Source organism: Streptosporangium amethystogenes (assembly GCF_000721075.1).
Taxonomy (GTDB): Bacteria; Actinomycetota; Actinomycetes; order Streptosporangiales; family Streptosporangiaceae; genus Streptosporangium; species Streptosporangium amethystogenes.
Window position 1 is genome coordinate 1 of the sequence record NZ_JOEQ01000033.1, and the last position, 24,478, is coordinate 24,478.

Consider the following 24,478-nt stretch of genomic DNA (forward strand, 5'->3'; position numbering starts at 1 on the left):
GCGCCTGGAGTGCGACATGACGCAGCGACGGCTTCGGACCAGACTGCGTGGCGCGCGGCGGTTTCTGGGGTGACGTTCACCGGTGATCGCGGCCTTCTCCTGTCGGAACTTCGGTGGGGTGGCCGGTTCCGGTGCCGACCTCCACTTCGGAGATCCGCGCGACGTCGAGAACGAGGTAGGCATTCCCGCGACGGTGCCCCGCGCACTCTCGACCAGGTGACCGTCGAGCTGCGTCATCCAGGTCCTGTCGCGGTACACCAGGCATCCGGCGCGCTCGTGGACATGCGGGGCCAAGTAACGTGCCGGGCCCCGGCGATAACGGCGCCATTGATCAACCTGAGCGGAAATTCGGGCATGAGAGATGGAGCTTTTCCGAATTTCGCGACGGTGACAGAAGCGATCACAGGGCTATCAAAACATATTATCATGTGATATACGACCATTAGTCGCTTCACCGATTGGCCCGTGAGGTGGATTATGGTTCGTCCTTTTCTCATTCTCATGGTATCGCTAGCGGCATTTCTCCCTTTCACCTCCCCCGGAGGAGAATCCCCGGACGACACCGGCGACAGCTGCCTGGCGGAAGTGAATGGCCTGCGGGGGTGGCCGCTCCAGGAAGCTCGGCAGTGGCTCAGGACTCAAGCCCGAGACATCGACATCATTCTGAACCCTGCCGACGTCCCGGCCACATGGTCACCTTTGGTGATCAGCGCTCAGTCGGATTGCGACAGCGAGGCCACGCTCGAACTCGGCACCCGCGTGCCCAACCTGATCGGCTTCACCCTCCAACAGGCCCGCGACGAGCTCACCCAGATCGGGCTGATCCCCAACTCCCAGCCAAGCAACGCGGCCCCCGACTGGAAGGTAGCGAACCAGAACCCCGGCAAGGACGCGCTCGTGCCCTATGGCACGAGCGTGGACTTTGATGTGATGGCACCGGTCACCTCGCCGCCGGAGACCAGCCCGCCCAGCACACCGCAGACCTCGAAGCCCACGCCGAGCAGGTCGCAGCCGCCCCGCGTCGTCGTGCCGTCACTGACGGGCCTCGACCGGGCCGAAGCCAAGAAGAAGCTTGCCGCCGTAGGCCTGGTGTTGCGGCTGGATCCAGATTCCCCTCGTGCGGGCAAGGTCGTCACCCAGGACCCTTCAGAAGACAGCAAGGTCGCCAGAGCCACCAAGGTGACGGTGTGGCTTGAGGCGTTGGAGGATAACCCGAATCCGGGCAACGCCAGCGCGGAGCTGAGCCTGGAAGGCGGGGCCGCACTCGCCGGCCTGCTGCTGATCCTGCTCCTCGTCTGGTCGCTGATCCGCCGTCGCAGTACCCGCAAGAAGCGGGCTCGGCAGAGCAGGCCCCACACCTTCGCGATCCACTGCGTTCCTCACCCCGATCTCACGCCCGAGGTGGAGATTCACCGCAGCAGGTCGGTCAGCTCACCGGATATCCGAGTCGAGACATACGCCGACCCCGGTCGCCAGGAACTCAGAAAGGTCCTCCCGTGACAGTTTCCATCGAAACCGATCCGAGCACGGCCGACCTGCTGCTCTTCGGCGATCCCCGCTACGCCGCGGAGGCCCTGGGCGAGGCCATCGACGCGCAGCGGATGCTGCAGACGATCCGAGGCGGCGCCCGGCGTGCCGACACCGCCTTCAGGGACGCGCTCAACGGCAACGTCGCACAGGCAGGAAGCGAACTGCTGAGCGGCCTGGATCTGGGCACGTGCCTGCTCGGCGGCTGGTCGAAGTACCGCGAGCTGCGCCTGGCCGCCCGAAAAACGGTCGAGAACCCGGGCAGCACACAGTTGGTCCGCCTGGCCGAACACAAGATCACATCCAACCACGCCCCATACGTCGAGGTTTTCCTGGACGGCAAGCGAGTCGCCCGGGTCGATTTCGGGATCAAGTTGGAGTTCGACATCGCGCTGCTACAGGCGGGCGTCAGCCAGGGCCGGATAATGAGTTTTCACGCGCCCGCGTGCACGGCGAGCATCACCTGGAACGTGCGCGGTTTCACCATCGCGCGGAACGAGGCGCCGATCTCCTTCAAGGCGCGTGCCAATCTCGGCAAGGGGATCCCCCTCTACAAGGAGAATTGACCGGACCGCCCGGCACGACCGTTCTCCGGACCCGCATCCGACGGCCGGTCGTTCGGGCGAGAGCTGATGGTTGGCGCCTCATCTACCGCTCCCAGACCCTGCTCATCGCCACCCCGGACCGGATCTCATGCGATGTCCGCATACCTTCACCGGCTCACCAGCCTCATGGCATGACCGTGGACGACCTGTTGACCCCTTCCTTTTCCGGGGGAGGACACGCGGGAGGGATATCGCTCCAGCGGGCTGGGCTATCACGTGTGCGTCCTGCAGGCCGGCCAGGATTTTTGGGACGATCGCAGCGAGGAGATCGACGCCGCCCTCCGGACACTGGTGACCGCTCTGACGGCACGCTGGGGTGAGCCTGAGGCCATCGACCTATGGCCTTACCTGTGGGGTGAGAACCCAGCTCCGGAGCCGATGATCACGCTCTGCCAGCTCAGTGGCAAGATGCTCCTGTGGCGGCGGCCGGAAGCCGGCCGGTGGATCGCGCTCGCCGTCGGCCAGGCCGATCCGGAGTTCCCGATCGAGTTGCTCGCGGCGGTTGGTGAAACGCCGATCCCCACGCCGCCTGATCAAAACCGGCGAAGGTTCGTACTCACCCCACGAGGGTTCACGTCAAGCATCACAGGCAGCGGTCGTCGACTCCGTGAGGCGTCCTTACGCTGAGGTGCATGAGTCACCGGCGTCATCGGCAGCGGAGAGAGCGTCGGCGATCCAGCGTTGAGCCGGCATCCCCGGTGACGAATGTGGTGGTGGACGCCGACGTACTGATCGCCGGTCTGTTCTCCGCCAAGCGGAAGGATCATGCCGACCTCATGGATGATCTCGCTGCGGAGATCACCGAGTTGGGTGGGCGAGTCGTCCGGCGGTTCGTGCAACGCCGAGGCGTCTCGGGCGGCAAGAAGGGCCAGGCTCCAGGCGGTCAGGCGAACATGGATCAGCCCTACTCATCGCGAACGCTGATGAGCACCGGCAAGGTGCACGAGATCGCAGAGGCCTGTACGGAAACCCAGGCCGCGGCTGTTGTGTTCGCCAACGACCTGACCGGCAGGCAACGGACGGTGCTGACCGAGATCCTCGGCTGCCCCGCATTGAGCCGCAGCGACCTGCGACGCTCGGAGTGCTACCACCCTGGCGAGTGGTCTGTCCGGAATCTCTGAAGCACCTCACTCACACAGTCGCTGAACGAGGCGCGAAAACCGCTCGACGATAGAACAAGATCACCTCGACCCGATCACAGTCCTACGACGCGGTCAGGCATGCCCAGCCATGAGGCGGCCGTGCACCCGGCAAGCAGCACCGTGTTCCACCGCGAGGAACCACTGGGACTAACCCGGCCGTTAGTCGTGCGGGGGTGCTGAAAGCATGACACGAGTCTTCAAAGTCCTCTGGTTCATCGCGGGGGCGGTTATGGCCGTCCTGGCGGTGCTGCTGGGCGGTATGGGGTTTTCTCCGGCGGAACGCTGGATCCGGCGACCTATCCGCCACCCGGACGGATCGGTGACCGTCGAAGGGGGGATCGTTCGGCTTCCCCCTGGCAAGGAGTTCTTCGGCTTCGTGACGGTGTCGACGACGAAGGTCGTGCTCTCCATCGACAAGGAGGCGAAGTTCACCCAGGTCGTGATTCCCCTGGCGGGAGCGAAGATCAACGTGCTCGATCACGACGACAAGAAGGACTTTTGGGCGAAGGCCCTGGTGACCACCGCCGAGGGCGAGGAGTATCGGCTCTCGTTCCATCCCGAGCACGTCGAGGTCCTCCTCGACCTGTTCCGTGCGGCCGTCCCGTCAGAGTGAGCGGTAGAGCACCCAGGCCCGCCCGGCCTCGGCGGCGCGGGCCCGGAAATCGCGTCCTTCCACCGGGCCGAACCGCGCCTTGTACAGCCGGAACAGCGTCCACAGCGCGGCCAGGCCGGTCACCGCGTCCGCGGGTGCGGACCGCCAGGCCGGTACGCGGGCCAGCAGCGCCTCGGTCTGCTCCGGAGTGTGACCCGCCTCGATGAGACGGGGAGCGAGCATCACCGCGTCCACCCAGGCAGCACCGCGCACCGCGAACGCCCAGTCGACGACGTACGTTCGCCCGTCATCGATCCGGAAGTTGCCGGGGTGCAGGTCGTAGTGGAGGAGGGTGTCACCCTCCAACGCGTCGGGGCTGAACGTGGTGAGCGCCGTCTCGTACATGGCCCGGTACGGCAGCTCCCCGGCGAGCAGGCGCGCGGCCTTGGCCTGGAGTCCCGCGATGTTCACCGCGACCTCCGGAAGCTGGCCGGGGCACGGGGTGAGCATCTTGTCCAGGACGACCAGGGTGTCCAGCACGAGCGGCACGTCGGGCGAGCCGGGTGACAGGTCGGCGTCCCGGCCGTCGAGGTAGTCGTGCAGCAGCACGATCCATCCCTCCACCTCACCGCTCCAGCGCAGGCGGGGGGTGGGTAGGCCGGACGGCAGTACGGTGCCGGCTCGTCGTTCCCGCTCGTAGAGGGTCGCGGCCGGGGCGGCGGTGGAGACGGCCTTGAGGAAGACGGTTTCGTTGTCCTCGGTGTGCAGTTGGGCGGCGAGGCCGGGCATGAGTCCCTTGGTCACCGGTTCGGCCTTGAGCACCTGGCCGATCTGCTGCTCAACGGTGCCGCGTACGTTGCTGGGGAGGTCGTCCCAGTGTGGTTTCACGGTCAGCTCTCCCTCGGGTCGTCGGCACAGCCCGCTTAGCACTGGCTGCATTCGCTGGCGGGGATCCACAGCTTGGGGAGGACGGACAGGCCGGGCGGCTCGCATGGCCTTGACGGTAGTCCCGGTCGTAGTCACGGAGTGGGAAATCGTGTCGGCAGGGTGCCAACCAGCATGTTGTGAATGGACCCGTCGGCGAACCTCACGCAGAGTCATCTAGGCCATCTCTGAGAGACGGGCATATCCCCTCAGTCGAGTTCAGTCCAGGTAGGTATACGGGTAACGGGAAGAGCACCAGTTAAGAGCAGTCCTCGCGATGATCGTTGGAGTCCACTCTGGGCTCTTGAGTTGGACATAGCCAGACAAGCCCCAATTTGTCACCGCAGTGCCCTATCTTGATCAGCATGATCGATGACGGGTGGAGCACCCCTGTGGGCTCGCTCATGGGACGCAAGGAGCGCATGGCAAAGTACGGGGGCGCCAAATACGGCGGCATTGAGCCATCTAGGAAGACCCCGAATGTCTTTGTCTACTCAGACCCAGCCCGAGGAGAAGCCTATGGTTACAACTTCGACGGCTGGAATGAGGATCGCACTGTCTTCCTCTACACAGGTGATGGACGTATCGGTGACCAGCAGATGCGGGATGGCAACCGAGCCATCCTCGAACATCAAGCAGAAAGCCGTGCTCTCCGTTTGTTCATAGCCGATGGAATAATCCCTGACACACGGCAGAAGAACCATCGATATATCGGCAAGTTCGAATTAGACAGAGGGCAACCATATTTTCTGGAAGAAGCGCTCGACAAGAAAAAAGTTATGCGCACGGTCTTCGTATTTCGACTCCGCCCTCTGAATGAGATTCTTTACCGCGATATCGATCAGGGCCGCCATGGAGACATTCGAACTACAAGCGAAGCTGTACTCGTCCCATTAGAAGCACATGTATCGAAAACTTTCGAAAGCCCCGGAGTAGGAGCAACAACCGCTGCCCGCAGAGAAAGTGAGCTCTGCGCTCGATACATTTCTTACCTTGGCCGCCATTTTCAACGCTGGAAGATTTCTCCAGCTGGCCAGACCAGTCCTCTTTTTACAGACCTTTACGACAAGGAAGGAAACGAGCTGTACGAAGCTAAGGGAACTACGACACGCGATGCCATACGGCGGAGCGTTGGCCAGCTACTCGACTATCGGCGTCATATCACTCCTGAGCCTAGCTTGACACTCTTACTACCTCACCGCCCAAACGACGACCTAATCAATTTCCTTCGCGATGTAGGGATATCCTGTGTATACGAAGAGCCAGAGACAGGATTCTCTCGCATAGACTTCGCCGCCAAGAAAGATCAAAAAAAGAGCAACACGTAGACCTAAGTCACCATAGGCAAGCGCATCAAAATAATTCAATTTCATTCAGAATTAAAGCTCAACGCTCTACTACCCAAGAGGACTTTCGCTGTAGCTTTCCACTAACAAAGTCGCTTAGGCGGACAACAACACATGATTCCAGAATCGACCCGTGACCGTAACCTAATAGATACTCGCAAGTTCATGACATCTATGGCTTTCTATCGCTCCCGTGGGGCTATGCTAATCGCCAATCAAGGAGGTTTCCTCCTCGGACGACATAAGTTAGGAGACACCGACCTGTGGACGACGCACCAGTGCTGGGCTTATACGACTCTCTAGTCACCAACGAACTCGTCCAACAGATGGCTTCCTGGCGCAAATCGGGCTATCTTATCGAGGTTTCCCAGGTTGACCGAGAAGAGGTCGCTCACCTACTCGGCCGGTTCATCGGAGAAGCAGCCGCCCGGGCGATGGTCACGCTTAAGAACACCGACGAGCAAGTGGAGTTAGCCAACCGGATTTTGCTGCGTCTGGCCGAGCCTAAGTCCATCGAGGATGGCCCGAACAGGTTGTTATCGGTCATCAAGGACGCGCCCGGCGCGGTTCTTCCTGAGCGGCCGTTGACCTCGCTGTCGGAGGCGGCTCTACTTACCAATGCCAGGGAGGATCCGAATCTGGCCCATGAGCTGGCAGCTGAGCTGGCCAGTGCCGATCGGGTAGACCTGCTGTGCGCGTTCGTCAAATGGTCTGGACTGCGCATCCTAGAGAAGCCGCTCGCCGAACTGCGCCACCGAGGCGTCCCGCTGCGTGTCATCACTACCACCTATATGGGTGCGACTGAGCGACGGGCCCTGGACCGGCTCGTGGATGATTTCGGTGCAGAAATTCGGATCAGCTACGAACAGAATGCAACCCGCCTGCACGCTAAGGCATGGCTATTGCGTCGCCGTACCGGCTTCGACACCGCCTACATCGGCAGTTCCAACCTGTCACGTGCTGCCTTGCTGGACGGACTAGAGTGGAACGTCCGCCTGTCCTCGGTGACTACCCCGCGACTGCTGGACAAGTTCGAGGGCACCTTCGACTCCTACTGGAACAGACAACAGTTCGAAGCGTACGACCCAAAGACCGATAGTGAACGGCTTGATGAGGCTCTGTCCCGCTCAAAGTCAGGCGAGCGGATCTTCGACATCCCCGCGCTATTGCCTCATCCTTTTCCACACCAGATAGAGATGCTGGGGGATCTCGACGTCGAGCGGACTGTGCACGACCGGCATCGAAACCTACTGGTAGCAGCCACCGGAACCGGCAAGACGGTCGTGGCCGCCTTCGACTACCGCAACCTGCAACAGCGATTGGGCCGGCGCCCCTCTCTGCTATTCGTCGCACATCGCAAAGAGATCTTGCAGCAGGCTATGCGTACCTACCGGCAGGTCCTGGCCGCTCCCGACTTCGGCGAACTGCACGTCGGCGACGACCAGTCTCGGCGCTGGCAGCACGTGTTCGCCTCCGTCCAGTCCCTTAACTCGCGTGGCATCGGCACCTTTACCGCCGACCACTTTGACGTCGTGGTTATCGATGAGTTCCACCACGCCGCCGCCACCACCTACCGACGGATCATTGATCACCTCAAGCCTAAGGAACTCCTCGGCCTAACCGCCACTCCCGAACGGGCCGATGGCACCTGGGTTCAAGATGAATTCTTCGACCGGCACATCAGTTCTGAACTGCGCCTGTGGGACGCTCTAGACGAAGACCTGCTCTGCCCCTTCCACTACTTCGGTATCAACGACGAGACCGACCTCAGCAGCGTGGCCTGGTTACGCGGCTCCTACCTCGGTCGCGAACTCGACGAGGCCCTTGCCGGTGACAGCGACCGGGCTCGACTCGTGTTTAACGCACTGCTGGATAAGGTCAGCGATCTGCAGGCGGTCCGCGGCTTGGGTTTCTGCATCTCGGTACGGCATGCACACTTCATGGCCGAGTTCTTTACCGAGGCGGGCCTGGAATCGCTGGCCGTGGACGGATCAACTGATCCCGTCGAGCGCAGAGCGGCGCTGACTGCCCTGCGTGACGGGAAAGTCAAATTCCTTTTCGCCGTGGACCTGTTCAACGAGGGTCTGGACATCCCCGATGTGAATACGCTGCTCCTGCTGCGGCCGACCGAGAGCGCAACAGTCTTCCTCCAACAACTCGGCCGTGGACTACGCCGTACGCCTGATAAGGACGTGCTGACCGTCCTCGATTTTGTCGGACAGCACCGCAAGGAGTACAGGTTCGGGAACCGATTCCATGCGTTGACTGGGTTCACCAGAGGACGTCTGCAGCAGCAGGTGGACAAGGACTTCCCGCTGCTGCCTTCGGGATGCCAGATCGTCTTGGATCGGGTTACCAAAGACCGATTGATCGCCGAACTAAAGGTTCAGCTCAACGCCACCATCTCTACACTCACCCAGGAGATCCGCTCCCTCGCGGAGATGTCCCTTATTAACTACCTCGAAGCCACCGGCCGCGATATCCACGACATCTACCGCAACCGACGCTATTGGACCTCGCTGCTGCGCCGTACTGGGCTTATCAAGGAAGATGCTTCCCCCATAGAGGATGCACTCGGCCGTCGCGTGCGTGCTCTGCTTCATGTAGACGATCAGCGACGAGCCGAGGCGTACTCACGTCTGTTGCGCTCTGACGGTCCGTCCTATAGTCAGTGCTCCCTTGCCGACCAGACCTTCGCCCGCATGCTGTTCTTCTCCTTCTGGCGCGACGGGGGCGGCTTCAACTCCTACGACGAGGCTCTCGCACAGCTGCGCGCTGAGCCTGCGCTATGCGAGGAGATCCGGCAGGTAATCGCCTACGGTGCAGAGCGTCCTAGGTACGTTGCCAGACCTCTGCCCGAACCACTGGGACAGGTGCCTCTTGCGGTCAACGCCCGGTATTCGGCTGACGAGATCCTCGCGGCCCTCGGCTGGGCGAAGCTGGGTGGCTCCATGACGTCAACCATGCGCGAAGGTGTCGTGTGGATCCCGACCACACAGTGCGACGCGCTCTTCGTAACCTTGCACAAGAACGAGAAGGAGTTCTCACCACAAACCATGTACCGGGACTTCGCGCTCACCCCGACCCTGTTCCATTGGGAATCCCAGCACCGTACGAGCGCGCAGTCAGTCACTGGGCTCCGTTACCAGAACCACGAACGAGACGGCAGCCACGTGCTGCTATTCACCCGGGAACGCAAGGAAGACGAGAACGGCTACCCCGAACCATTCGTCTTCCACGGCACCGCCCGATACGTGGAACACCAGGGTGAGAGACCCATGGCCGTGACCTGGCGGCTTGATGAGGAGATGCCAGCCGATTTGTTCCGTCGCGCTGCTATCGCGGGGTAACACAGGGTCTCTGGCCATATAAAGACCGGCACTGATGTCTTCCATGAGCAGTAGAGCAATTAATTAAGCGACATTTTTCTTCCGCCAATGAGATGATCATCTCATTGGCGGAATTGAGATCTCCTGCTACAACCTCGAACGCACTTCCGGCAACATCTGTCACTTGCCATGGAGGATCCGGCTGAACCATTGATTAGCTAATCAGACCTCGAAGGATCCGTTCTTGATGCCGCCGATGAAGGTCCGCCATTCGGCGCTAGCAAAGCGCAGAACAGGCCCGTTCGGGTCTTTGCTGTCCCGTACGGCACGACCCCCGTCTGGGAGCTCTGCCATCTCTACGCAGTTGTCCTGCTGAGCACTCTTGCTGCTCTTGCGCCAGGTGAGTACAGGGGTGATTCGGTCCACGGTTGTTACCTCTCCTCCTGCTTTAGTTGATCAACCAGGGCAGTCACATAGTGTACGGACTGCTCGACGGTCAGAGCGGCCGCTACCACGCGATTAAACATGAGCGCATACGCCTGAACCTCCTCTGGGCGCTCCAAAAAGAGATTGTCTGTTGGTGTCTCCAGATAGACAAGTGATGGATCCAGATCGCCCATAAAGTCCAGGACGACGAATCCGCTACCCATCGCCGCATGTGCCCCGATCGAGTCAGGCAGCACCTGCACGGTGATATTGGGTTGTCTCGCCATGTTGACGAGGCGTGCGAGCTGTTCAGCCATGACGGCCGGGCCGCCAACCATCTTCCTCAGTGCTGCCTCATCGACGACGGCCCAGAGCTGGGGTGGGTTGTCGCGAGTGAGGATCGCCTGCCGAGCCAAGCGCGCCTCAACGTGCCGTCGCACAGCAGCCTGATCAAGAACCTGTCCAGCTTGGAAGACTGCTGTGGCGTAGGCGGCTGTTTGCAGCAGGCCCGGGATGGTCACGAGCTCGACAGTGCGGATCTGGGTCGCTTCCGCTTCGAAGCCAGGAAGGCTGCCACCGAACACATCCTTGTACTTGGCCCACCAGCCTTTTTCGCGGGACTGACGAGCAAGGTCGAGTATCGCCTCGCGCACAGCGGGATCGATGACGTTGTAAAGGTCTAGCAGGAGACGAACGTTACCGATATCGGGCAGAACCCACTTGTTCTGCTCCATGTGGGTGAGGCGGCCCCGTGACCATTCCAAGCGCTTGGCAACTTCATCGTGCGTGAGACCAGCTTGCTCGCGTAGCCGAATGAGCTCAGCACTCAGACGCCGTCGTTTGACAGTTGGACTGCCGATCATTGGCCCTCTTTTCACACGTCAAATGAGCGAATCACACAATTTAACCGCTGAAACCAGACAATATCGGCGATGAAATATTGGCCTTGAAAATTCTGCTGCCAGCCATCACCATGTGAGAGTATCCATCACCCAGAGTGATGGGAATGTAACTCTTGCCTAATGTGCCTTTTGGACTCTCGGGAAGCTTTCAGAGCTAAATACCCGCATGTGGGTCGTTATGAGCTCAGGTAGTCCAACAGCGCTACCACTAGGCCAGGAGGCCAAAAAACGGTTCTGCCAGGCGAATGGCGTCGCCTGGCAGAACCTCGTCCGCACATCGGAGGTGCGAACTGTGCTCCACAGTAGTAGGACCCCGAAGATCGTCCGGGTCCGCTGGCATGCCGAGCAGCCGCCGACTCCCCTCGGGTGCCGCTGGTGCGGTCATCCCCCGTACGCGCACGACGCCGCCAGCCTGCCGCACCGGCCCGGTCACCTGTGGGAGCAGCCCACCCCGGCCCAGGTCCGTACCCGCATGACGGCCCGGCGGCGTCTCGGACTCTGCGGTCGGCTACCCGCGCCTCCCGTACCGACCACCGTGACCCCGCGTCCGACGAACCGTTCTCCCATCGGCCGGGGACGCCACTCGCGACCGGCCGCACCGCCGTACGGGCGCGAATCGCCACCAGGCCTGCGGCCCGGCAGGCGCGAGGCGTACCGGAAGGGGATGACAGCATGAGCACACCTCTCGTCGAGACGGAGAACCTCTGGCACGAACCCGGCGACGACCCCCGCGCGCTGCGCACGCTGACGCTCCGCTTCCCCGACTGGCGTCCCTGGTACGGCAAGAGCACCGGACACTGGTGGGCCCTCTCCCCCACCCGCTACCGGCAGCACATCGGCCTCGTCGAGGCCGACACCCCCGCCGAGCTGGCCGCCCGGATGCAGCACATCGAGGACTTTCACCCTCGCCCCGACCACCGGACGATCGTCGCGGTGCCGCACCCCGAAAACCCCGACGGGGACAACGAGACCACAGGCAAGGGAGGTGACCAGGATGACCGTACGACTGCTGTCCGTCCTCGTCGGCGTGCTCGCTGACCGCCTCCGGACCACAACCGGCGACACCACCGGACCGGCCACCACGATGTGGTCACCGCACCTGGGCCGGATCCCCGGCTGGTCGACGACACCGAACCACACCCCCGTCATCTCCCAGCGCTTCTCGGCCACCACCGACCAGGTCAGACCCGCACGCACCTTCGTCGCCGACATCCTCGGCGACGACCACCCGCTCCGCGACGACGCCATACTCCTCACCAGCGAACTCGCCACCAACGCCATCGAACACTCCGCCAGGCCAATCGACGCCGAACCGGCCGGCGCCGGAACCGCGGACACCACACCACCGGAGTTCGTCGTCACGGTGGCCTTCACCCCGCACGGCGTCATCATCACCGTCCAGGACCCCGGCTCCGCCCAGATCCCCCGCGTCAGAACCCCCCGCCCCAACGCCACCGGCGGCCGAGGACTCCTCCTCGTCAACGAACTCGCCACCCGCTGGGGCTTCCACCGCGCCCCCACTGGAACCGTCATCTGGTTCGAACTCACCTGACAACCCGACGTGACGGCGCGAGCCTGGAGGAGCAGCGCCGTCACGTCCTCAACCAACTGAGCCACGCGGTTCGAGCACTGTCGGATATCAGAACTGTCCGAATGCCTGCTCTGTCGGCCTGTTCTGGTAGCGAAGGTGGACGACGTCACGCCTCCGCTGACCGAGGTACCAGTCGGCGGCCTCATCTGTGTCGATAGTTGCCCGCAGTATGCCGGTGCTGTTGGCGGGCAGTTCGGCGAGACCCTCTCCGCGTGGCGAGATGATCATGCTGGGGCAGTGCTGGTGGGGATCGGCGACGTTGGCGGCGAGGACGAACCGCTGGTTTTCTGCGGCTCGGCTGATCAGGTGGCTTCGCCAGACTCCGGCCGACTCGGTGAGATTGGCGGCATGGGTGAGGTAGATGAAGGCTTGTGCTCCTGCGTCGGCTAGGTACTGCCATTGTTCGGGAAAGCGGATCTCGCGGCAGATCTGGACGCCGACGGTGAGGGGGCCATCAGCCAGGCGGAGTTGGAGCGTGGTGAGCTCGGATCCGGCCTCCAGCAGGCCGCGCTCGTTCATCGCCAAGTTGATCTTCCGATAGGTCCATCTGGTGCCGTGCGGTGAGAAGTAAAGGGCGGTGTTCCACCAGGCACCGTGCTCGAAGAGCAGTGAGCCGCAGAACAGGTGCACCGCTTTCTCGCGCACCAACGTGGTGACATGGTCGATGGCGCGTGCGAGCGCCGTGGGGTCAAGGCGGCTGAGAACCGACAGGTCAGAGCCGTAACCCGACAGGGCGCCCTCGGGGAGCACGACGATCTCGTCCGGCTGAGCTTCGGCCAGGACCATCGCGATGGTCGACAGATTCTCTGCGATGTCCCAGGTGATGGGGATCTGCACAACCACTATCGACGCTTTCATGAGTTCTTCCTTCGGCGACTGACGTCGGCAGCGTAGGTTATCCAGTCGCCAGAGGAGGCTCGTTGCCAGGCGACATCGATGTGGATGCCGAGCATATGGGCGAGGATGGCGGCAGGGAGTGCCGATGCCACCTCCTCCGCTGAGCTGCTGCGCGAGACTCTCGTCCAGCAGTTGCGCAAGCGAGGATTCAATGGTCTGGTCACGATCTCCTGGCCTGCGACGAACTGAACGACGAACGGGTCAGGACGCGCTGTGACTTAGCACTTCACCTGGCGGGGCTGAGCGCTCTAGTTGGCGAGCTGATCTCTGTTTAGCAACGGTGCGGATGTCGTTGCAGAGTGGGCGCGTAGGGTCGTCGGCATGGCACTGCGACCTGTTCAGGTGAACATAAAGGCTCTTGATGCCTCGGCGGTCGGCCGATTCTGGGCGGAGGCGCTCGGCTGGAGCGCTTACAGCCCCGGCGTGACCACCTACGTCGGACCCGTCGGCGGCTTGGTCTGGCCGGACCCGGTCGCCGTCTGCATCGACGTCGTTCCCGTCCCGGAACTCAAGACAACAACGAAGAACCGTGTGCACCTCGATCTCGCCACCACCTCTGTGGCCCATCAGGCGGAGTTGGTCGCACGCCTCCAGGATCTCGGTGCCACGCCCGCCGACGTGGGCCAGGGCAAAGTGCCGTGGACGGTCCTCGCCGACCCGGAGGGCAACGAGTTCTGCGTGCTGGAGCCTCGGGAGATCTACCGGGACACCGGGCCTATCGCCGCGGTGGTGGTCGACTGTGAGGATCCGCGGGCCATGGCTCGGTTCTGGGGTGAGGCGATGGACTGGACCCTGCACGAGGTGACCGACGATCATGCAGCGTCGCGCTCCGCCAAGGGGGTCGGCCCGTATCTCGAGTTCCTCCGCACGCCCGGTGTGAAGACCGTGCCCGACCGCGTCCATCTTGACCTGCTGCCGTACCCCGGTGACGACAAATCAGCGGAGGTGGCCCGACTGCGGACCCTCGGCGCCACCGACCTCGACCTCGGCCAGGGCGATGTCCCGTGGACGTGCCTGGCCGACCCGGAGGGCCACGAGTTCTGCGTCCTCGGCCCGTCCTGACGGGGAGAGGACGGCGTTCCCAGTCTCCGAGGTCATCGGGAGGCGACTGGGACAGCTCCGCCCAGCCGCGCAACCACCCTCGGGTGGCGGAGGTCGGTGGCAGAAACTCCTGGGCCGGTTTGGGGGCCATCGAAATCCCGGTCGGCTTTACTTTCCCGGTCATTGGGTGATCCTCTGTCCGAGTGGACCTTGACCAGTTCTTTGCATTCGGACCCGAGGTGCCGTTCACCGCGAAACGGGTGTTCACCGACCGTGAGGAGTACATCCGGGCGTTTCAGCAGCGGCTTACCGGACACCTGGCCGAGGAGTGGCCCGTCGAGAGGCTGATGGATTTCCAGCGGCCCGTCCGAAACGTGATGGGACTGAACGGGGAGGGCGGCATCGGGAAGTCCACGCTGATCCGCCACCTCGCCGACCTCGCCCAGAGCGGCGAGTTCGACGGGCTCCCGGATGACTGCGCGGTCGCCGTCATCGACTTCGCGGACCTGTCGAGCCAGAGCTTCGAAACGGTGCTGCTCCGGGTACGCGCCGCGCTGGGGCGCCTGGGCAAGTCGTGGCCCGCTTTCGACATCGCGCTCTCGGCGTACTGGGAGCGCAAGCACCCCGGTGAGTCCCTGGTCCGCTTTCTGGGAAAGTCCTCCTCGGTCGGCGCCGTCTCCGATTCGCTGCGCCTTTCCGAGCAGGTCGCGTCAAGCGTCGACGGCCTGTTCGCGGGGCTCGGTGCCGTCACGACCGCCTACCGGGTGCTCGATCTGGTCGGCACGTCCGCACGGCAGTCGATCACCCTGCGGCGGCTCCGGCGTGACCTACCCGCGTTCGGCCCGATCCTTCAGGAGGAGGATCCGGACCGGATGCTCGGCTACCTGCCGATCCTGCTGAGCGCGGATCTGGAGCGGATCCGCCGGAAGGACCCGGTATTGGCGCTCTGCGTGCTGGACACGTTCGAGAACGTGCAGGTCCTGCCACCCGAGCGGGGCGGGCTGGAGGACCTGGTCGTCCGGATGGCGTACCTGATGCCCAATGTGTTCTTCACCGTGGGAAGCAGGCGCCCGCTGCAGTGGCATGAGCCGGTACGCGGCGTCGGGTTGACATACGGCGGGGCGCGACGATGGCCGGGGCTGGCCGATCTCACCGACCAGTTCCCGGTCGACGGCTTCGAGGCGACGGATGCCGACCTGTTCCTGCGGGAGCGGCTGCTCGTCGACGACGAGCCGGCCATGGAGGCCGGGCTGCGAGAGCGGATCGTGGCCGGTTCCGGGGGGTCACCGCTCTACCTGGAGCTGTCGACGGGCCTTTTCGAGCAGCATCTGGCCCGGGGAGAGGCTCCGGATCCGAAGATGTTCGGCGAGCCCTTTCCCGAGCTGGTCTTGCGGATGATGCGCGACCTGTCGGCCGAGGACCGTGACCTGCTCCGGGCCGCGGCACTGCTGGAGGCATTCGACGACCGGCTGCTGGCCGCGATCCTGCCCGAGGCACGCGGCAGGCGGATCGAGGACTTCATCGCCCGGCGGTTCGTACGGCACGATCCGACCGTGTGGCCGCCCTGCCGCCTGCACGAGAACCTGCGTCGCGGGATCACCGGCTGCGACGCGCACACCCCGGATGGATGGACCGCCCGAGAAAGGCGAGATAGGGCCTCGCAGGCGCTCGCGTATCTGACGGATTTCACGCTGTCGATCTGGGGTGACGACCCACCGGCCGGGCTGACCCCGGCCGACCACAGCCGCCGTACCGTCGCCGCCTTTCTTCTCACCCTGTACGGCGCCGCCGAGCATGACATCCTGCCACCGGGGCTGGGGCAGATGGCCTACACCATGCGCTATTTGGGGCACTGGCAGGTGCTGACGTCACTGCCCCGGTTCAGCGCGTCCCCGCAGCTGGCCGCGCTCGCCGAGGTGGCCAGGTTGACGGTCCAGGTGGACCGGGAGGCGACGGAGCGTCACATGGCCATGAAAGCGGCGGTCGGGAACACCGACGCGGGTCCGTACGCCGACTACTTCCACTTCGAACTCGGCAGCCTGGCCCAGTTCACCGGTGACCTGACCGACTCCGACCGCCATTTCGGCATGGTCGCCGACCAGCTCTCACCGGTTGGCGTCGCCGCCCGGTTCGACCTGGCGGGCAACGCCTTCCGGCGCAGTCGTTACCCGGAGGTCGTACGGCAGATCGAGAGAAGGTCGGCCGGGACGAGGCTGGAACGGATCGGCGCCGGTGACCTGATGGGCCACGTGTACCTGCACAACGCCCGCTTCCAGGAGGCGGCGGAGCTGTTCACCCGGGTCCTGGCCGAGGCGCGACGAGCGGACGCACCGCTCTGGGCGGCGCGGGCCGCGCGCCACCGGGCTCTTGCCTCCATGTGGTTCGATCCGGAGCTGACCCTCCGGACGGTTCCGGAGGCGCGTGAGCTCAACCAGTCGGTCGGGGAGGTCGTGGGGCTGGCCCAGTGCGACATGGCGGAGTCGATGGCCCACGCCATGCGGGGAGAGTGGGCCGTCGCCACCCGCCTGCTCGGCGAGGCTCGCCTGACCTTCGAGGCCGTCGGCGCCTCCGCCGAACTGCTGCCCATCGACGTGGTCGAGGTCCTGCAACTCATCGCGCGAGGCCAGGAGGAGCAGGCCCTGGCCGTCACGGTCCGCCTCGCGGAGACGGCCGGAGCCGAGGAGGCTTTCCTGCCCGTGTGGGCGGCGGTCACCGCGCTTTGGACCGGGCAGCCGGAGCTGCACGACTTCACCCGGACAAGGTGGTTGGATCTTCCTGAGACGACACGAGAGCGGTGGGTACAACCGCTCCATCGGCTGCGAGCGGGAGGCGGGTCATGAAGGTCTGCGGCCCGCTTGATGTCGGTGACAAACGAGGGCTCATCCCGACCGGCCGCGTTCCGGAGGCCGACATCGCCAAGGCGCGCGACGTGGCGCTCAAGAGTGCGGCGTTCGACGGTGTGGCCGGTCCGTACGATCCGGGGGCCACGGTGGTCCACGGTCGCCGGACGGCCGTCAAGGTCCAGCACCGCCTGCACGAACGCCTTGGCACCGCGCTGCGGATGGAGTCGATGCGCGAGGCCGCGGGGCTCAGGGTTCCGGCCCTGCTGGACGCGGGCACCGTGCGGACCGCGTCCGGGCCTCGATGGTGGCTCGTGCTGGAAAGGATCGGCGGTTCACCCGGCGAACGTCCGACCCCCGCTCAGCAGCGCGGCCTGGGCGAGCAGCTCCGCCGCTGGCACGGTGCCGCGGACCAGGGCGGGCTGCGCCTGGACGAGCCCGGCGCTCTCGGGGTGCTGCTCGGCTCCGCGCGCAATCTCGCGGCCCGCGATTACCCGGCCATCTCGCACCTGTTCGACCAGGCGTGCGCGGGACAGCCGATGGTGGCCATCCACGGAGATGTGGCGGTCGGCCACAACGCCCTCTTCGAGGGGGACGACCTGCTGGCCGTCCTGGACCCCGGTGCCGTGGAGGTTGGGCCGCCCGTGCTCGACCTCGCCTGGTGCCTGGCCGTCGACCTGCCACGCGGCGCTCATCCGCGATGGCTGCTGGAGGGGTACGGCACCGATGCGGTCGATCAGGAGGCTCTGGGCGCCCTGCTTCCCCTGATGATCCTGCGCAGGCTGATTGACTCTCACGCCGAAGGACTCAGCGAGGACTCCCGGTGGCTCGCCTCCTGGTTGGCCGCCAACGCCCCCGACCTCGCGCCTCTGGCCGCGCCGGAATCATCGCGGTGAGCGCGGGTCGGGCCGGCGGCCCGTTCGAGTACGCCATCCTGATCAGGCGCACGGAAGGGATCGCGATATGAGCAAGGCGACCACCGGCATGCTGCACCACGTCGAACTCTGGGTGCCCAACCTGCCACGGACCGTCGCCGGCTGGGGGTGGCCGTAAGAAGATGGATCCGGCGAACGGCCTTCATCGGTCGTGACAGGCGGGAACCCCGGTCTCCGGATGTCGGCCGTGAACGGGGTCAGCCGGCGCCGTGGTCCAGGGCGTGGCGCAGGTAGAGCTCGGGCTTGGCCAGGTAGCGACGCCAGTGGTCGACCAGCTGGAGCTTGTCCCACTCGGCGGTGTGGATCCCGTGGTCGTCGAGTTCGAGGATCTGGGCGCCGGGCAGGCCGGCGAGGATCGGCGAGTGGGTGGCGCAGATGATCTGACCGCCCTCGCCGCGTACCCGGTCCATCAGGCTGAGCAGCCGCAGGCACGAGGTGAACGACAGGGCCGCCTCCGGCTCGTCCATCAGGTACAGGCCGGGGCCGGCCACCATCCGTTCGAGAACCGTGAAGAATCCCTCACCGTGCGACTGCTCGGTGAGATCCTCCTGCCAGTAGCCGTACAGGCCGGACACATTGCGTCCCAGGTTGAACAGGGTTTCGGCGCGGAGGAAGAACCCGCGTCTCTTGAGCCGGGGACCGTGGATGAGCCGCAGCCCGAGCGAGGTCAGCTCGACGTCCAGGACCTCGCCGAGCGGGGTGGCCGCGGGTCCCCTGCTGGCATACTTCGTCCCGGCCTTCCCTCCCTCGGAGTTGATCCGGCACACGTCGGCGACGGCCTCGACGATCGTGGACTTCCCCGAGCCGTTCTCCCCCACCAGGAACGTCACCGGGGCGGTCAACTCGACGCCGTCGACCAGGTGGGCCACCGGAGGCAGGGTGAACGGCCACTCTCCGGGGCGGGGGTCGGGAATGCGCAGGTTCGTGATCAGCATCGCGGTCATTATCGCCGACCGCGATTTCCTGGACCTTGAGCCCGTCCGGCCACGAGCCCGCCTGGCCTGTGGAGTCCACCACGGCGCCGCTTCTGACGACGGCGTCGTCCCTGAGAACGAGCCGGTCGCCGCGGAGACCTCCGCTGGTCCTAGGTCCAAGGTCGCAGGCCATGCTGACCGGACGTCCGATGCCGTCGGCCACGGCGAGCGGCATAGTCGTCTCGAAGACAGCACGGAACACGCGGGGAAGGGAGGGGCGATGACCGGACCGGACGGACCGAGCCCGGGCGCCGCCCATCCCAGTGCCCTCAAGGGGTGTGCCAACAAATGTCCGCCGATCCCGGTGCAGCCATGACAGGCCACCGAACCACATACGGACGAAAGGCACACCCATGTCCACAGCCCAGTCCCCGGCCCGCGGCCGACGGCCGGGATGGAGCCTCGCGCTGCTCGCGCTCGGGCATCTGATCATCAGTCTCGACTTCACCATCATCTACGTTGCTCTTCCCGACATCGCTACCGATGTCGGCTTCACACCGCACACCCTGCAATGGGTGGTCACCGCGTACGTCGTCCTGTACGGAGGCTTCCTGCTGTTCGGCGGTCGGCTGTCCGACCTGGTGGGACGCCGGCGGATGTTCGTGCTCGGCATGGCGCTGTACGGCGTGGCCTCCGTGCTGGGCGGCCTGGCCACAGCGCCGGCGGTACTGCTCACCGCGCGCGCCCTGCAGGGCCTCGCGGGCGCGGTGCTGTTCCCCGCGGTGCTCGCCCTGGTCAACACCGCCTTCGCCGAGGGCAGGGAACGCAACCGCGCGCTGACGGTCTGGGCCATGGCGGGTGCCGGCGGGCTCACCGCGGGCGCACTGGCCGGCGGGGTGCTCACCCAGTCCCTGGGCTGGCAGGCCGTGTTCTACGTCAACGTCCCGCTGGCCGTCGCGGGTGCCCTCGCCGCCTTCGCCCTGCTGCCCCCCGACGGCCGCGTCACCAGAGGAAACGTCGACGTGCTCGGAACCTTGACCGGTACCGCGGGCATCACACTGTTGATCTTCGCGGTCGCGCACGGCTCCGAGGTCGGCTGGGCACGGGCCGAAGTGATCGCCGTAGCCGTTCTCGCGGCGGTCCTGCTGGCCACGTTCCTGCGCGTCCAGGCCCGGGGTCGGACACCGCTGATGCCGCTGCGGCTGTTCCACAACCGCGCGCTCAGCGGAGCGGTCGTGGTCATTCTCGTCTTCGGGCTGACGATGCAGGCCGTGCCGTACTTCCTGACCCTGTACTTCCAGGATGTCCTTGGCTTCAGCGCCCTGGAGACCGGGCTGGCGTTCCTCGGCCCGACCCTGTCGATCACGGCAGGAAACTTCCTCAGCGAGCGACTGGTCCACCGTTTCGGCACCCGGAGCACGCTGATCACCGGCATCGTCGTCAACGCCGTAGGCGCCGCGCTCCTCGCCCCCGGCATGCACGCGGACGGATCCTTCCTCACCGTTCTGGCCGGGATCGTCGTCATCGGTCTGGGCATGGGCATCACCTACGAGTCGATGTGGATCGCTGTCGGCACCGGCGTCTCGGCGGACGAGCAGGGTCTGGCCTCCGGAGTGGCCTCCTCCGCGCTGCAGGTGGGAACCGCCGCGGGTCTGGCGGTTCTCGTGGCTGTCGCCAACCACGGCATCGAAGGGCTGTCCGGGCAGGCGCTGCGCGTCGCCTCCGCCGAGGGGATGCGTGCCGCCGTCTACGTGCTGGGCGCCGTCATGCTGACGGCCGTCCTCGCCGCCCTCAGGCTCCCCGGTCAGCGTGCCCGGGTCACCGCGTCCCCGCCGGTCCCCGACCCGGACGCCGCCGACCTACGCCCCACCGGCTGACAGGACTGACAGCGTCCGCGGCTCCGGCGTCCGGTCGCCGTCGCCCTCCCTCACCTCTCGGCGACCGGTCCGGTTCGGACCCGTCACCGCCTCCCGGTCACGCGTCCCAGGTGACCGGGAGGCTTTTCACCCCGTAGATGTCCGCGGCCTCCGGACCCAGACCGACCTCCTCGGCCGGTACGGCCAGGCGTAGCGTGGGGAAGCGGTTGAGCAGCGCGGGGAACACGACCCGCATCTCGACGCGGGCGGCGATGGGCGGGCAACAGAGCACGCACGACGATCAATGGCAGTCACCGCGACTTCGGGCTTGTCGCCGAATTGCCCGACATCCTCGCCCTGGCCCACGAAGCGGCCGAAACCCGCATGACGACGGCCACCTATAGGCCGATTGCGGCTGACTCAGCCGACGCGATGACCGGGGCAGACCCTCCACGGGGGGCACCGGGAACGGGCCACGCCCCATAGTGGCCTCCTCAGCGGGGGTTCAGGATCTCGGTGATCCGGATGAACCCGTCTGTGCCGTGGCCCCGTCCGATGGCGCGGCGCGCCATGCCTTCGGCCGCACGCATCACACCCGCGTCGATGCCATGGGCCTCGGAGGTGTGGACGATATGGGCCATGGACGATACCGCCGAGGTGATCGGGTTGCCTTCGCCGGAGAACCGGCCGCTGTCCACTTCCTCCGCGGCCTCCTCGAAGATCGGCGGGAGGATCGCGCCGATGCCCTTGGCGAACGGTGCCAGCTCCCGTGCGGTGACGCCTTCTGCCCTCGCCACGGCCAGGGCGTGCGCATAGCCCGCCATCGCGGTCCAGAAGATGTCGAGCAATGCGATGTCGTATGCGGCCGCCCGGCCGATTTCCGCACCGAGGTGGGTGTGGGTGCCACCCAGAGCGTCCAGCACCGGCCGGTGCTCCCGGTAGATCTCCGTGGGGCCACTGTGCAGGAACACCGCGGCCGGCGTGCCAATGGTCGTGGTCGGAGTCATGATCGCACCGTCCAGGTACCCGATGCCGTGCTCGGCCGCCCAGGCCGCGGTGTTCCGGGCCCGGTCGGGGGTGTCGGCGGTCAGGTTCACGACCGTGTGCCCCTTGAGCGCGCCGGTGACCGCACCGCGCCGCACAATGCCGTCCACCGCGTCGTAGTTCACCACGCAGACCACGGTCAACCTGCTTGCGGCGACCGCCTCCTCGGCCGATCGGGCGCCGACCGCGCCCCGCTCGACCAACTCCCGATCCCTGCCCGGCGTCCGGTTCCAGACCGTGGTCAGCAGACCGGCGTCCAAGAAGGCGCCGGCCAGAGCCCGGCCCATCGGCCCCAGGCCGAGCACGGTGACGGCAGACTGTTCGGTGTGCGAGGTCATGCCTCAACTCCCTTGGAAATTAACGAATAGGACGAAGATGACGCGCAGTCGCGCCCAGGACCCGAATGTGTGCGGAGTGACTGCCGCGATCGCCGTGATCGACGGCAAGTGGAAGACGATTTTGCTCTGGCTCCTGGAGTCCGGTCCCCACCGCCCTGGCGAGCTGCGTCGGCGGCTGCCGGGCCTCACCGAGAAGGTGCTGACTCAGACGCTCCGGGAGATGGAGACCGACGGACTGGTCCACCGGGAGGTGCACGATGTTCGGCCACTGAAGACCGTGTACTCCCTGACCACGTTCGGCCGCGAACTCTCCGAAGCGTTGACGCCTCTTTCCGACTGGGGCCACCGCCGCTTGGAGAAGCTGGCCGAGGCCCAACCGGTCTCCTGATGCACCGCCAACCTCCCCGTCACACCTGGATCTGACGGCCCTCCGACCGCCCACGACCAAGCTTCAGGCCACCCCGGCCCGGCCGACAAGTACCCACAAAAAAGTGGCTACCACAGGTAGCGCGAGTGCAGGCGGTGATGTGACCGGGTACGGCGGAACAGGTGGTCGGATCGGTCAGGAATCGAGAAGCACCGGTCACCGAGCCGCGGATAACGTAATGGCCATGGACATCACCATTCACACGAGCTTCCTCCCGCACGACGACCCGGACGCGTCCCTGGCCTTCTACCGCGACACCCTCGGTTTCGAGGTCCGCAACGACGTCGGACAGGGCAAGATGCGCTGGATCACGGTCGGCCCCGTCGGCCAGCCCGGCACGTCCATCCTGCTGGCGCCACCGGCCACCGACCCCGGCATCACCGAGGACGAGCGCCGCACCATCGCCGAGATGATGGCCAAGGGCACCTACGGCTGGATCCTGCTGGCCACCTCCGACCTCGACGGCACCTTCGAGAAGGTGCAGGCCGGCGACACCGAGGTCGTCCAGGAGCCGACCGAGCAGCCGTACGGCATCCGCGACTGCGCCTTCCGCGATCCCGCGGGCAACCTGATCCGCATCCAGGAAGTTCGCTGAGCCGTCCGGTCATCGCCACCGCCTACCTCGGCGTGCGCCCCGGGTGCTCGCGGACATCGACGAAAAGGAGTTCTTCCATGTGTCACCCCTCGTGGGGGCGCGCACTCACCGCGGCGCAGCGCCTGAAAGACCTCGCGCGACTGCGCCGCGTCCGCGACCGGATCGACCGGGAGTACGCGCAACCGCTGAACGTCGAGGCGCTCGCCCTCGGCGTGCACATGTCGGCCGGGCACCTCAGCCGCCAGTTCCGGCTGGCCTACGGCGAGTCGCCGTACTCGTATCTGATGACGCGTCGCATCGAGCGTGCGATGGCGCTGCTGCGTCGTGGCGACCTCAGCGTCACCGAGGTCTGCTTCACGGTCGGCTGCTCGTCGCTGGGCACCTTCAGCACCCGCTTCACCGAGCTGGTCGGCATGCCGCCCAGCGCCTACCAGCGCCGCGCGGCGGGCGCCGCGGCGGGGATGCCGCCGTGCGTGGCGAAACAGGTGACCAGACCGGTCAGGAATCAAGAAGCGCCGGTCACCGAGCCGCAACTAGCGTGATGACCATGACATCCATCGAATCCGTCACCCTCGACGTGGCCGACCCCACGGCCGCCGACCGCTTCTACACCGCCGCCTTCGGTCTGGACACGCAGATACGCCTGCGTGCCTCGGAGGCACCCAGCACCGGCTTTCGCGGGTTCATTCTGGCACTCACGGTGTCCCAGCCGGCCACCGTCAACAACCTCGTCGAGGCCGCCCTCGACGCCGGCGCCACAGCGCTGAAGCCTGTCGTGAAGTCGCTCTGGGGCTACGGCGGTGTCATACAGGCCCCGGACGGGACGATCTGGAAGATCGCCACCTCGGCGAAGAAGGACACCGGTCCCGCCACCCGGCAGATCGACGAGATCGTGCTGCTGCTGGGAGTCGCGGACATGGCCGCGAGCAAGAAGTTCTACGTCGACCAGGGCCTGACCGTGGCGAAGAGCTTCGGCCGCATGTACGTCGAGTTCGCCACCGGGTCGAGTCCCGTCAAGCTGGCGCTGTACCGGCGCCGTGCCCTTGCCAAGGACGTCGGCGTCTCTCCCGACGGCACCGGATCGCACCGGCTCATGATCGGTGGCGATGCCGGGCCTTTCACCGACCCGGACGGGTTCGCCTGGGAGACCGCACCGATGACCGACGGAGCCCGTCCCCTGAAGGAAGGGCTCTCCACGTAGTGACTG

Annotated in this window: 25 protein-coding genes and 1 pseudogene; 19 read left to right on the plus strand and 7 right to left on the minus strand. The window is 65.4% G+C overall.

Annotated elements, in window-relative coordinates; translation table 11 throughout:
• The first annotated feature begins 477 nt into the window (after positions 1 to 477).
• The 5 genes from IG98_RS0134530 to IG98_RS0134550 all read left to right on the plus strand — a co-directional run bounded on the left by IG98_RS0134530 (position 478) and on the right by IG98_RS0134550 (position 3,887).
• Complete coding sequence (locus IG98_RS0134530; protein ID WP_157594689.1) at positions 478 to 1,500, plus strand: PASTA domain-containing protein; 1,023 nt, start codon at positions 478 to 480, stop codon at positions 1,498 to 1,500.
• On the plus strand, positions 1,497 to 2,093 hold the full coding sequence (locus tag IG98_RS0134535; RefSeq protein ID WP_030922119.1) for a hypothetical protein: 597 nt from the start codon (positions 1,497 to 1,499) through the stop codon (positions 2,091 to 2,093). The genes IG98_RS0134530 and IG98_RS0134535 overlap by 4 nt, the downstream gene beginning before the upstream one ends.
• A gap of 255 nt (positions 2,094 to 2,348) precedes the next feature.
• Complete coding sequence (locus IG98_RS0134540; RefSeq protein WP_063766340.1) at positions 2,349 to 2,759, plus strand: hypothetical protein; 411 nt, start codon at positions 2,349 to 2,351, stop codon at positions 2,757 to 2,759.
• Between the two features lie 86 nt (positions 2,760 to 2,845).
• On the plus strand, positions 2,846 to 3,253 hold the full coding sequence (locus tag IG98_RS45670) for an HflX-like GTP-binding protein (RefSeq protein WP_245651845.1): 408 nt from the start codon (positions 2,846 to 2,848) through the stop codon (positions 3,251 to 3,253).
• A 205-nt stretch (positions 3,254 to 3,458) separates the two neighbouring features.
• Positions 3,459 to 3,887 (plus strand): hypothetical protein, encoded by a 429-nt coding sequence (locus IG98_RS0134550; RefSeq protein WP_030922127.1) that lies wholly within the window; start codon positions 3,459 to 3,461, stop codon positions 3,885 to 3,887.
• Here the strand turns inward: IG98_RS0134550 and IG98_RS0134555 are convergent.
• Positions 3,879 to 4,754 carry a phosphotransferase family protein gene (locus IG98_RS0134555; RefSeq protein WP_030922130.1) on the minus strand — a complete coding sequence of 292 codons (876 nt, stop codon included), beginning with the start codon at positions 4,752 to 4,754 and terminating at the stop codon, positions 3,879 to 3,881. The genes IG98_RS0134550 and IG98_RS0134555 overlap by 9 nt on opposite strands.
• Before the next feature lie 401 nt (positions 4,755 to 5,155).
• On the opposite strand from IG98_RS0134555, the gene IG98_RS51180 reads away from it, so the two are divergent.
• Complete coding sequence (locus IG98_RS51180) at positions 5,156 to 6,118, plus strand: SRA domain-containing endonuclease (protein ID WP_157594691.1); 963 nt, start codon at positions 5,156 to 5,158, stop codon at positions 6,116 to 6,118.
• 281 nt (positions 6,119 to 6,399) lie between these two features.
• Entirely contained in the window at positions 6,400 to 9,486 is a 3,087-nt protein-coding gene (locus IG98_RS0134570) for a DEAD/DEAH box helicase (protein ID WP_030922135.1), read from the plus strand.
• Between the two features lie 201 nt (positions 9,487 to 9,687).
• Here the strand turns inward: IG98_RS0134570 and IG98_RS49390 are convergent, their stop codons facing one another.
• Together IG98_RS49390 and IG98_RS0134575 are read right to left on the minus strand one after the other, a co-directional pair.
• A complete protein-coding gene (locus IG98_RS49390; protein ID WP_084195868.1) occupies positions 9,688 to 9,891 on the minus strand; it encodes a DUF397 domain-containing protein in 204 nt (67 codons plus the stop codon).
• Positions 9,892 to 9,896: 5 nt separating this feature from the next.
• Positions 9,897 to 10,754 carry a helix-turn-helix domain-containing protein gene (locus IG98_RS0134575; RefSeq protein WP_030922138.1) on the minus strand — a complete coding sequence of 286 codons (858 nt, stop codon included), beginning with the start codon at positions 10,752 to 10,754 and terminating at the stop codon, positions 9,897 to 9,899.
• Between the two features lie 331 nt (positions 10,755 to 11,085).
• Here IG98_RS0134575 and IG98_RS49395 point away from each other — a divergent pair, with 331 nt between their 5' ends.
• The 3 genes from IG98_RS49395 to IG98_RS0134585 are packed head-to-tail and all read left to right on the plus strand — an operon-like array spanning position 11,086 to position 12,345.
• On the plus strand, positions 11,086 to 11,469 hold the full coding sequence (locus tag IG98_RS49395; RefSeq protein ID WP_084195869.1) for a hypothetical protein: 384 nt from the start codon (positions 11,086 to 11,088) through the stop codon (positions 11,467 to 11,469).
• Complete coding sequence (locus tag IG98_RS45675) at positions 11,466 to 11,831, plus strand: hypothetical protein (RefSeq protein ID WP_037972038.1); 366 nt, start codon at positions 11,466 to 11,468, stop codon at positions 11,829 to 11,831. The genes IG98_RS49395 and IG98_RS45675 overlap by 4 nt, the downstream gene beginning before the upstream one ends.
• A complete protein-coding gene (locus IG98_RS0134585) occupies positions 11,788 to 12,345 on the plus strand; it encodes an ATP-binding protein (RefSeq protein WP_051753331.1) in 558 nt (185 codons plus the stop codon). Before IG98_RS45675 ends, IG98_RS0134585 begins: the two co-directional genes overlap by 44 nt.
• An 87-nt stretch (positions 12,346 to 12,432) precedes the next feature.
• On the opposite strand, the gene IG98_RS0134590 is transcribed toward IG98_RS0134585, so the two are convergent.
• The gene (locus IG98_RS0134590; RefSeq protein ID WP_030922143.1) at positions 12,433 to 13,242 is read right to left on the minus strand and encodes a carbon-nitrogen hydrolase family protein; all 810 of its coding nucleotides are present in this window, start codon (positions 13,240 to 13,242) and stop codon (positions 12,433 to 12,435) included.
• An 84-nt stretch (positions 13,243 to 13,326) separates the two neighbouring features.
• On the opposite strand from IG98_RS0134590, the gene IG98_RS52800 reads away from it, so the two are divergent.
• The 4 genes from IG98_RS52800 to IG98_RS0134610 all read left to right on the plus strand — a co-directional run bounded on the left by IG98_RS52800 (position 13,327) and on the right by IG98_RS0134610 (position 18,058).
• Entirely contained in the window at positions 13,327 to 13,470 is a 144-nt protein-coding gene (locus tag IG98_RS52800) for a hypothetical protein (RefSeq protein WP_211264258.1), read from the plus strand.
• 132 nt (positions 13,471 to 13,602) lie between these two features.
• The gene (locus tag IG98_RS0134600) at positions 13,603 to 14,343 is read left to right on the plus strand and encodes a VOC family protein (RefSeq protein WP_030922146.1); all 741 of its coding nucleotides are present in this window, start codon (positions 13,603 to 13,605) and stop codon (positions 14,341 to 14,343) included.
• A 182-nt stretch (positions 14,344 to 14,525) separates the two neighbouring features.
• Positions 14,526 to 17,162 (plus strand): hypothetical protein, encoded by a 2,637-nt coding sequence (locus IG98_RS0134605; protein ID WP_030922149.1) that lies wholly within the window; start codon positions 14,526 to 14,528, stop codon positions 17,160 to 17,162.
• Complete coding sequence (locus IG98_RS0134610; protein WP_030922152.1) at positions 17,159 to 18,058, plus strand: phosphotransferase enzyme family protein; 900 nt, start codon at positions 17,159 to 17,161, stop codon at positions 18,056 to 18,058. Before IG98_RS0134605 ends, IG98_RS0134610 begins: the two co-directional genes overlap by 4 nt.
• A 236-nt stretch (positions 18,059 to 18,294) precedes the next feature.
• On the opposite strand, the gene IG98_RS0134620 is transcribed toward IG98_RS0134610, so the two are convergent.
• Entirely contained in the window at positions 18,295 to 19,032 is a 738-nt protein-coding gene (locus IG98_RS0134620; RefSeq protein ID WP_030922155.1) for an AAA family ATPase, read from the minus strand.
• 392 nt (positions 19,033 to 19,424) lie between these two features.
• Here IG98_RS0134620 and IG98_RS0134625 point away from each other — a divergent pair, with 392 nt between their 5' ends.
• Positions 19,425 to 20,888 carry an MFS transporter gene (locus tag IG98_RS0134625; protein ID WP_030922158.1) on the plus strand — a complete coding sequence of 488 codons (1,464 nt, stop codon included), beginning with the start codon at positions 19,425 to 19,427 and terminating at the stop codon, positions 20,886 to 20,888.
• Between the two features lie 97 nt (positions 20,889 to 20,985).
• Here the strand turns inward: IG98_RS0134625 and IG98_RS51185 are convergent.
• Both IG98_RS51185 and IG98_RS0134635 read right to left on the minus strand, forming a co-directional pair.
• Positions 20,986 to 21,138: pseudogene (locus IG98_RS51185) on the minus strand (cytochrome P450); the annotation flags it as partial.
• 223 nt (positions 21,139 to 21,361) lie between these two features.
• Positions 21,362 to 22,249, minus strand: coding sequence for an NAD(P)-dependent oxidoreductase (locus IG98_RS0134635; RefSeq protein WP_030922161.1), 888 nt, complete (start codon positions 22,247 to 22,249; stop codon positions 21,362 to 21,364).
• A gap of 76 nt (positions 22,250 to 22,325) precedes the next feature.
• Here IG98_RS0134635 and IG98_RS0134640 point away from each other — a divergent pair, with 76 nt between their 5' ends.
• The 4 genes from IG98_RS0134640 to IG98_RS0134655 all read left to right on the plus strand — a co-directional run bounded on the left by IG98_RS0134640 (position 22,326) and on the right by IG98_RS0134655 (position 24,472).
• On the plus strand, positions 22,326 to 22,637 hold the full coding sequence (locus tag IG98_RS0134640; RefSeq protein ID WP_342666874.1) for a winged helix-turn-helix transcriptional regulator: 312 nt from the start codon (positions 22,326 to 22,328) through the stop codon (positions 22,635 to 22,637).
• A 223-nt stretch (positions 22,638 to 22,860) separates the two neighbouring features.
• Positions 22,861 to 23,271 carry a VOC family protein gene (locus tag IG98_RS0134645; protein WP_030922167.1) on the plus strand — a complete coding sequence of 137 codons (411 nt, stop codon included), beginning with the start codon at positions 22,861 to 22,863 and terminating at the stop codon, positions 23,269 to 23,271.
• A gap of 77 nt (positions 23,272 to 23,348) precedes the next feature.
• Positions 23,349 to 23,813 carry a helix-turn-helix transcriptional regulator gene (locus IG98_RS0134650; RefSeq protein WP_030922171.1) on the plus strand — a complete coding sequence of 155 codons (465 nt, stop codon included), beginning with the start codon at positions 23,349 to 23,351 and terminating at the stop codon, positions 23,811 to 23,813.
• Positions 23,814 to 23,818: 5 nt separating this feature from the next.
• On the plus strand, positions 23,819 to 24,472 hold the full coding sequence (locus IG98_RS0134655) for a VOC family protein (RefSeq protein ID WP_030922174.1): 654 nt from the start codon (positions 23,819 to 23,821) through the stop codon (positions 24,470 to 24,472).
• The last annotated feature ends 6 nt before the right edge of the window (positions 24,473 to 24,478 follow it).

Coding starts and splice junctions, on each gene's coding strand:
- IG98_RS0134530 (WP_157594689.1), top strand. CDS start 478: ATGGTTCGTCCTTTTCTCATTCTCATGGTATCGCTAGCGGCATTTCTC.
- IG98_RS0134620 (WP_030922155.1), bottom strand. CDS start 19,032: ATGCTGATCACGAACCTGCGCATTCCCGACCCCCGCCCCGGAGAGTGG.
- IG98_RS45675 (WP_037972038.1), top strand. CDS start 11,466: ATGAGCACACCTCTCGTCGAGACGGAGAACCTCTGGCACGAACCCGGC.
- IG98_RS0134645 (WP_030922167.1), top strand. CDS start 22,861: ATGGACATCACCATTCACACGAGCTTCCTCCCGCACGACGACCCGGAC.
- IG98_RS0134635 (WP_030922161.1), bottom strand. CDS start 22,249: ATGACCTCGCACACCGAACAGTCTGCCGTCACCGTGCTCGGCCTGGGG.
- IG98_RS0134625 (WP_030922158.1), top strand. CDS start 19,425: ATGTCCACAGCCCAGTCCCCGGCCCGCGGCCGACGGCCGGGATGGAGC.
- IG98_RS52800 (WP_211264258.1), top strand. CDS start 13,327: ATGCCGAGCATATGGGCGAGGATGGCGGCAGGGAGTGCCGATGCCACC.
- IG98_RS0134610 (WP_030922152.1), top strand. CDS start 17,159: ATGAAGGTCTGCGGCCCGCTTGATGTCGGTGACAAACGAGGGCTCATC.
- IG98_RS0134585 (WP_051753331.1), top strand. CDS start 11,788: ATGACCGTACGACTGCTGTCCGTCCTCGTCGGCGTGCTCGCTGACCGC.
- IG98_RS0134655 (WP_030922174.1), top strand. CDS start 23,819: ATGACATCCATCGAATCCGTCACCCTCGACGTGGCCGACCCCACGGCC.
- IG98_RS51180 (WP_157594691.1), top strand. CDS start 5,156: ATGATCGATGACGGGTGGAGCACCCCTGTGGGCTCGCTCATGGGACGC.
- IG98_RS0134600 (WP_030922146.1), top strand. CDS start 13,603: ATGGCACTGCGACCTGTTCAGGTGAACATAAAGGCTCTTGATGCCTCG.
- IG98_RS0134590 (WP_030922143.1), bottom strand. CDS start 13,242: ATGAAAGCGTCGATAGTGGTTGTGCAGATCCCCATCACCTGGGACATC.
- IG98_RS0134550 (WP_030922127.1), top strand. CDS start 3,459: ATGACACGAGTCTTCAAAGTCCTCTGGTTCATCGCGGGGGCGGTTATG.
- IG98_RS0134575 (WP_030922138.1), bottom strand. CDS start 10,754: ATGATCGGCAGTCCAACTGTCAAACGACGGCGTCTGAGTGCTGAGCTC.
- IG98_RS0134650 (WP_030922171.1), top strand. CDS start 23,349: ATGTGTCACCCCTCGTGGGGGCGCGCACTCACCGCGGCGCAGCGCCTG.